Origin of the sequence: Streptomyces sp. NPDC048718 (genome assembly GCF_043198875.1) — a bacterium.
Lineage (GTDB): Bacteria > Actinomycetota > Actinomycetes > Streptomycetales > Streptomycetaceae > Streptomyces.
Genome location: NZ_JBICVG010000027.1, coordinates 50,553 through 57,821 on the forward strand (window position 1 = coordinate 50,553; position 7,269 = coordinate 57,821).

Below are 7,269 nucleotides of genomic sequence, written 5' to 3' on the forward strand. Positions count from 1 at the left end.
AGTCCGTACGGCATGACGCGCGGGGGCGGCGCCCGGTCCGGCGCCGCCCCCGTGTCCTGTCACCTCAGCCCTGTTCGTCTCGGCTCAGTTCGACTCGCCTCCCCTTCTTCGCACCCTGGTTCCCCCTGGTCCCCGCGGGTGCGGGCCCCTCGGCGATCCCCGCGGTGGTCGGCCGCGGGGAGCTTTCCGGGGTCTGTTCGGTAATCAGCCGCGGGCGCGGGCGCGGGACCGGCTGCGGGCCATGATGAGCGCGCCGCCGGCACCGACCAGCAGGATGGCGCCACCGGCGAGGTACGGCGTCGTGGAGCTGCTGCCGGTCTCGGCGAGGTCGCCGGCGGGGGTGGTGCCGCCGTTCTGGGTGTCCACGTTCGAGCCGTGGCCGGCACCCCCGGAGTTACCCGAGTGCCCGGAGCCGCCGGTGGAGCCACTGGTCGAGCCGCTGGAGGACCCGCCGGTCGAGCCACCGGTCGACCCGGACCCACCGGTCGAGCCGCTGGAGGAGCCGCCGTTCGAGCCGTGCGAGGGCTCACCGGTCGGGTGACCGGTGGGGTGGCCCGTCGGGTGGCCGGTGGGCTCGGTGCTGGGGCCGTCGGTGGGACGGCCGCCGGCCGGGGTCGCGCAGGTGGCCTCCGCGAGGGTGATCTTGCCCTTGACCTCGGCGACGTTGAGCTTGAGCGGGTTGACCTCCACGCCCAGTTCGAGCGCGGTGGCGGCGGCGGCCTTGGAGGTGACGACCGTACGGGAGAGGTCGAGGTAGACCTCGCCGACGCCCGGCACGGTCACCTTGGTGCGGCCGCCGGTGGACAGCGAGACCCGCTGGCCGAGGACGCTGACGTGGCCGAGCAGATTGGCCTGGGCGACCGGGCGCCGGCCGGCCTCGCACACCGCCTTGGCGGTGACCTGCTCCAGCTCGATCAGGGACAGCAGGGGCAGTCCGGGGACGTGGACGCGGGCCTTGACGAGGTTGACGTACCCCTGGGCCTTGCGCCCCTCCACGGTCGCCTCGGAGGTGGCGACGTCGGCCTTGAGGATGTCGACGGGCCGGCCCTGCTCGGCGCCCGCCACCCGGACGCTGAGCGCGGTCTGCTCGGCGCTGGCGGGGGCCTCCACCGCGTTGAGGGAGGCACGCAGCGGCACGCTCACCGTCTTGTCGAGCAGGTTGACGTCGAGCCCGGCGCGCAGGACGACGGCGGTGGCGTGGCCTTCGCCGCCCGCGCCGCCGGTGCCGCCCGTGGCGTGGGCCGCCGGGGCCGCGAGGACCAGCGGTCCGACGGCGAGCGCGGCGACGGTGGCCGCGGCGGCGGTGCGGCGGACGGGCAGGCGGAAGGTGTTGCTGTTCACGTAGGTGGAACCCCCACAAGAGACATGGCATCGCCGGCCGCTCGCCACGGGGACTGTGGGTCACTGCGGCGGCGGCGACTTGGGACACCGGAATCTTTACGCACTGTGGGTGAACTGGCGGACACCTGAGGTGAGTTCACTCCAAAGGGTGGTTTCCGCGCTCATTTTCGAATCTTTTCGGTACAACCGTACGCAGTAGCCCCACTCCGCACCTCACGCACCAGGCCCCGAGTGCGGCCGCGTAAAGGGAAACAACGAGCAGCACCCGCCGAAGGCAACGAAACGTCAACTCACCGCCCCCTCCCCCATCCACCCCGACCATGGGTTAAGTTAGGTGAGCCTTACCTAATAAGCGGCGAGCGGATCGGGGCGTACGCAGTGAGCATCGAGGTCTTCCGGGACGCCTGGGGCATCCCCCATCTGCGCGCCGCCGACCCCCTGGAACTCGCCCGCGCCCAGGGCCGGGTGACCGCGCACGACCGGGCCTGGCAGCTGGAGGTCGAACGGCACCGGGCCGAGGGCACGACGGCCGCGTTCCTCGGCGCGGCGGAGACCGGCTGGGACGCCTTCGCCCGGCAGGCACGGCTCGCCGACACCGCCCGCCGCTGCCACGCCCGGCTCGACGCGGAGACCGCCGCATGGGTGGCGGCGTACGCGGCCGGGGTCAACGGAGGACTGGCCGAAGGGGCCCGGCGGGCACCGGAGTTCGCGCGCACCGGGCTCGTGACGGGCCGCTGGGAGCCGTGGACCCCGCTCGCGGTGTGGCTGTCCACGCACATCCTGTTCGCCGGTTTCCCCACCAAGCTGTGGCGGGACCGGGTCGCCCGGCTGCTCGGCGAGGAGTGGACGGAACTCTTCGCCACCGACGGCCCGGGCACGGCCGGCTCCAACGGCTGGGTCGTCGCCGGTTCCCGTACGGCGAGCGGCGCCCCGATCGTGGCCGGGGACCCGCACCGGTTCATCGAGGCGCCCGGCGTCTACCAGCAGATACGGCTCGCCTGCCCCGAGTTCGACGTGCTCGGCCTGGCCGTCCCCGGGGTGCCCGGCCTCGCCCACTTCGGCCACACCGGCACCGTCGCCTGGGCCATCACCAACGCGATGGCCGACTACCAGGACCTGTACCGCGAACGCCTGCGCCGCCTCGCGGACGGCCGGATCGAGGCCCTGGGCCCTAACGGCTGGGAACCGGCCGCCGCGCACACCGAGACGATCCCCGTGCGGGACGCGGACCCGACGCTGGTCACGGTGATCGAGACGGCCCGCGGCCCGGTGATCGCCGGCGCCGACGCCCCCGCCGGCGCCCCGGTCGGGCACGGCGCCGGGGACGGCGTCTGGGAGGCCGTCAGTCTGCGCCATCCGCCGCGTGTCACCGGCGACCTGGGGTTCGCCGCGCTGCCCGCGCTGCTGCGGGCGCGCGAGGTCGCCGACGTCGACCGGGCCCTGGACGGCTGGGTGGAGCCCGTCAATGTCGTCCAGGCCGCCGACACCGCCGGCGGGCTGCTGCACCGGGTGGCGGGCCGGGTCCCCGTACGGGACCGGGCGAACCGGCTCCGGGTGGTGCCCGCCTGGGACGCCCGGCATGCCTGGGGCCCGGCCCCGGAGCCGATGCCCCGGGCGGCGGTCGGGGGGTACGCGGTGATGGCCAACGAGCGCGGGCCGGCCGCGCCGCTGGGCGTCGAGTTCGCGCCCGCGCACCGGGCCCGCCGGATCGCCGCTCTCCTCGACGCCTCCGACGCCTGGACTCCCGGGGCGATGACGGCGATCCACACCGACACCGACAACCCGTCCGCCGCCCGCCTCCTGGCGGCCGTACGGGAGACGGACCCGGCGGTCCTCTCGCCCGCCGCCCGCGCCGTACGGGACCGGCTGCTCGGCTGGGACCGGCGGATGACGGCCGACAGCACGGACGCCGGACTGTACGCGGCGGTGCGCGGCGCGGTCGTCCGCGCTCTGACCGCCCACCCGGCGTTCGCCGCCCTGCGGGGGCCGCACCCCGACCCGTACCCCGAACTCTTCGCCCCCTGGCTGGCGCTGGGCGCACGGGTCGCGTTCGCGGTGGAGACCCTGCTGGTCACCGGACCGGTCCCGGCCCCCGACGTGGCCCGGATCGTGCGCGAGGCCCTGGAGGAGACGGGCGGCGGGGACCCCCCGCCCACCTGGGGCACGACCCACCGGCTGGCCCCCTGGCAGGCCCTGCCGGAGCCGGACGACACATGGCCGGGGCTCGACGGCGACCACGACTGCGTGCTGTCGACCTCCAGCGTGCCCGGTTTCACCGATCGCGGTGCCCGCGCGTCCGCGGCCCGCTTCGTCTGGGACCTCGCGGACCGGGACCAAAGCCTGTGGGTCGTCCCGTTCGGCGCCTCGGGCGTCCCCGGCAGCGCGCACCACCGCGACCAGCTGCCCCACTGGCTGCGCGGCGACCTCGTCCCCGTCACCACCGACTGGGCCCACCTCGTTCCCGAAGAGGACCACGATGACCAGCACTGAGTACACCCGGACGATCGCGGGCTTCGGCACCGTACGCGTCGACCGCGTCGATCCCGCCGCCGACGCCCCGCTTCTGCACCGCTGGGTCAACGAGGAGCGGGCCCGCTTCTGGGGCATGCACGGCACCACCGTGGCGGAGGTGTGCGACATCTACGCCCACCTCGACGCGCTCCCCACCCACCACGGCTTCCTCGTCCACCGCGACGACGTGCCGGTGGCGCTCTTCCAGACCTACGAGCCCGAGGCCGACCGGGTCTCCGAGTGCTACGACGTCCAGCCCGGCGACATCGGCATCCACCTCTTCCTCGCCCCCTCGACGACCCCGGAACCGGGCTTCACCGAGCACCTGCTGACCGCCCTGCTCGACTTCGCCCTGACCGCCCGCACCCGCGTGGTGGGTGAACCGGACGCCGCCAACACCCAGGCCCTCACCCGCCTCGCCCGCACGGGCTTCACCCTCGGCCCGGAGATCGTCCTGCCGGAGATCGACCTCCCCGAGGTCCATCTTCCGGAAAAGCAAGCGCGGTTGGTCTTCTACACCCGAACGATGCCCTGACCCCCACCCGAATTCCCCCACACATCTCCATTCCCGCGCCCACCCCCACCCTCCCCATCCCCACCCACTCGCGGAACCGCCCCCCACCCCTTCCACTCAAGCGGACGGGGTGCGGGGCGGTGCGCCGCGAGACGGACGGGAGCGGGGGCCGGGGAGGGGGTCGTGTTCGGAACGTAAAGCGTGATTTGTGGCGCGGAACAAGAGACGCCTCGCGCACAACTCAGGCCCCGCGCCGTAAATCATGCAGTGCAGAACACGAGCCCCCGGACCGGCCCACGCGCACCACCCACGAACCCCCAGCGCACCGCCCCAGCACCCCGAACGCGCCCCCACGCCCCGCCACCACCACCCGCACAGCGCAGCGTCACCGCAGCGTCACGCGATCACCCGCCCGTTCACCACCACCCGCCGCGGCGCGCCCAGCACCCGCACATCCGCCCGCGGATCCTCCCCGTACACCACCAGGTCCGCCGGCGCCCCCTCCACCAGCCCTTCCCGCCCGAGCCACTCCCGCGCCTTCCACGCGGTCGCGGACAACGCGTCGATCGCGGGGATTCCGGCGCGGGTGAGTTCCTCGACTTCCGAGGCGACGAGCCCGTGCGGCAGCGAGCCGCCCGCGTCGGTACCGACGAAGACGGGGATGCCGGCGTCCCAGGCGGCCCGCACGGTGTCGTAGCGCCGTGCGTGGAGCCGGCGCATGTGCGCGGACCAGCGGGGGAATTTCTCCTCGCCGCCGTCGGCGAGCTTGGGGAAGGTCGCGATGTTGACGAGGGTGGGGACGATGGCGACGCCGCGTTCGGCGAAGAGCGGGATGGTGTCCTCGGTGAGGCCGGTGGCGTGTTCGACGCAGTCGATGCCGGCTTCGACGAGGTCGCGCAGGGAGTCCTCGGCGAAGCAGTGCGCGGTGACGCGGGCGCCGAGCCGGTGGGCTTCGGCGATGGCCGCCTCGACTTCGAGGCGCGGCCAGGACGGCGCGAGGTCGCCGAGGCCGCGGTCGATCCAGTCGCCGACGAGTTTGACCCAGCCGTCACCGCGGCGCGCCTCGCGGGCGACGTAGTCGACGAGCTGGTCGGGTTCGATCTCGTGGGCGTAGTTGCGGATGTAGCGGCGGGTGCGGGCGATGTGCCGGCCGGCCCGGATGATCTTCGGGAGGTCGTCGCGGTCGTCGATCCAGCGGGTGTCGGAGGGGGAGCCGGCGTCGCGCAGGAGCAGGGCGCCGGCGTCGCGCTCGGTGAGGGCCTGCTTCTCGGCGGTGTCGGCGTCGACGGGCCCGTGCGCGTCGAGCCCGACGTGGCAGTGGGCGTCGACGAGGCCGGGCAGGGCCCAGCCTTCGACGGTGACGGCGTCGTCGGCGAGGGCTCCGGGCCGCTCGAAGGTGACGCGTCCGCCGACGCACCACAGCTCGTCCCGTATGTCCTCGGGGCCTACGAGCACCCGCCCCTTCACATGCAGCACCACGTGATCGCTCATACCCGGCACTCTAACGAGGCGGCGGGGACGCCCGTGGGTACTCTGACCGGGAGCTTCACCTCGTACGAACCGATACGAACCGAATCGAAGAAGGCACTGCCGTGACCGTGACACATCCGCTTCTGGACCTGGCCCCGCTGACCGCCGGGCACTTCGCGTCGATCGAACGCCGGGTCGCCGCGCTGCTCTCCACGGAGCAGGACGTGGTGATCACGCAGGGCGAGGCGCTGCTGCCGCTGGAGGGCTGCATCCGCAGCGGCGCGCGGGCGGGTTCGACGGCGCTGAACGTGGTGACCGGTCCGTACGGGCAGACGTTCGGCAACTGGCTGCGGGACTGCGGTGTCACGGTGGTGGATCTGGAGGTGCCGTTCCACGCCGCGGTGACGGCGGAGCAGGTGGAGCGGGCGTTCGCGGCGCACCCGGAGATCGACTTCGTGTCGCTGGTGCACGCGGAGGCGGCGACGGGCAACACCAACCCGGTCGCGGAGATCGGCGAGGTCGTACGGGCGCACGGCGCGCTGTTCTACCTGGACGCGGTGGCGTCGATCGGCGCGGAGCCGGTGCTGCCGGACGCGTGGGGTGTCGACATGTGCATCATCGGCGCGCAGAAGGCGATGGGCGGGCCGGCGGGTGTGTCGGCGGTGTCGGTGAGCGAGCGGGCGTGGGAGCGGTTCGCGGCCAATCCGAACGCGCCGCGCCGTTCGTACCTGTCGCTGCTGGACTGGAAGGAGCGCTGGATCGACGGTGGCCGCAAGGCGCTGCTGCACGCTCCGGCGCAGCTGGAGATGCTGGCCCTGGAGGCCTGTCTGGACCGGATCGAGACGGAGGGCCTGGACGCGCTGATGGGGCGGCACGCGGCGGCCGCCGCGGCCACTCGCGCGGGTGTCCTGGCGCTGGGCGGGGGTCTCGCGCCGTACGTCCACGAGGCGCGGGACGCGGCGCCGGTGGCGACGACGCTGCGGTCCCCGGCCGGGGTGGACGCCTCGGAGCTGGTGGCGAAGGCGCTGGCGGCGGATCCGTCGCTGCCGCTGATCGCGGGTGGCGGGGCGCTGTCCAAGGAGATGATCCGGGTGAACCACTACGGGGTGGACGCGACTCCGGGTGCGGTGCAGTCGTCGCTGGCGGCGCTGGGCGCGGCTCTCGCGGAGACGGGCCGCCCGGTGGATCTGGAGGGTGCGCGCCGCGCGGTCACGGAGGCGTGGACGGCCGCCGCCCGATAGGCGTATCCGTACGGCCGCGGGGCCGCGGCCCCGCGGGAAACAGTGAAGCCCCGGCCGGTGGGCGACCCCCGCCGGGGGGGGGGGGGGGGGGGGGGGGGCGGGCGGGGGCGGCGCGGGGGGGGGGGGGGGGGCGCCGCGCGCCGGGAAACATACAATAAAACGGCAGCGCCCAGAGGGGGCGCGGCGCCGGGG

5 protein-coding genes are annotated in these 7,269 nt (G+C 74.3%); 3 read left to right on the plus strand and 2 right to left on the minus strand.

Going from position 1 to position 7,269, the window contains the following annotated elements; genetic code table 11:
- Positions 1-204 precede the first annotated feature (204 nt).
- The gene (locus ACGFRB_RS32545; protein ID WP_393248187.1) at positions 205-1,341 is read right to left on the minus strand and encodes an SCO1860 family LAETG-anchored protein; all 1,137 of its coding nucleotides are present in this window, start codon (positions 1,339-1,341) and stop codon (positions 205-207) included.
- A 378-nt stretch (positions 1,342-1,719) separates the two neighbouring features.
- Here ACGFRB_RS32545 and ACGFRB_RS32550 point away from each other — a divergent pair, with 378 nt between their 5' ends.
- Both ACGFRB_RS32550 and ACGFRB_RS32555 read left to right on the plus strand, forming a co-directional pair.
- Positions 1,720-3,831, plus strand: coding sequence for a penicillin acylase family protein (locus ACGFRB_RS32550; RefSeq protein ID WP_393248189.1), 2,112 nt, complete (start codon positions 1,720-1,722; stop codon positions 3,829-3,831).
- Positions 3,818-4,387, plus strand: coding sequence for a GNAT family N-acetyltransferase (locus tag ACGFRB_RS32555; protein ID WP_393248191.1), 570 nt, complete (start codon positions 3,818-3,820; stop codon positions 4,385-4,387). Before ACGFRB_RS32550 ends, ACGFRB_RS32555 begins: the two co-directional genes overlap by 14 nt.
- A gap of 375 nt (positions 4,388-4,762) precedes the next feature.
- Here ACGFRB_RS32555 and ACGFRB_RS32560 read toward each other — a convergent pair whose 3' ends face one another.
- Positions 4,763-5,857: an amidohydrolase family protein gene (locus ACGFRB_RS32560; protein ID WP_363008459.1), complete on the minus strand. Its 1,095-nt coding sequence runs from the start codon at positions 5,855-5,857 to the stop codon at positions 4,763-4,765.
- Positions 5,858-5,964: 107 nt separating this feature from the next.
- Here ACGFRB_RS32560 and ACGFRB_RS32565 point away from each other — a divergent pair, with 107 nt between their 5' ends.
- Positions 5,965-7,077 carry an aminotransferase class V-fold PLP-dependent enzyme gene (locus ACGFRB_RS32565; RefSeq protein ID WP_363008570.1) on the plus strand — a complete coding sequence of 371 codons (1,113 nt, stop codon included), beginning with the start codon at positions 5,965-5,967 and terminating at the stop codon, positions 7,075-7,077.
- The last annotated feature ends 192 nt before the right edge of the window (positions 7,078-7,269 follow it).

What these genes read in the sequence shown, in the direction of transcription:
- ACGFRB_RS32560 (WP_363008459.1), bottom strand. Translation starts at nt 5,857, where the DNA reads ATGAGCGATCACGTGGTGCTGCATGTGAAGGGGCGGGTGCTCGTAGGC.
- ACGFRB_RS32555 (WP_393248191.1), top strand. Translation starts at nt 3,818, where the DNA reads ATGACCAGCACTGAGTACACCCGGACGATCGCGGGCTTCGGCACCGTA.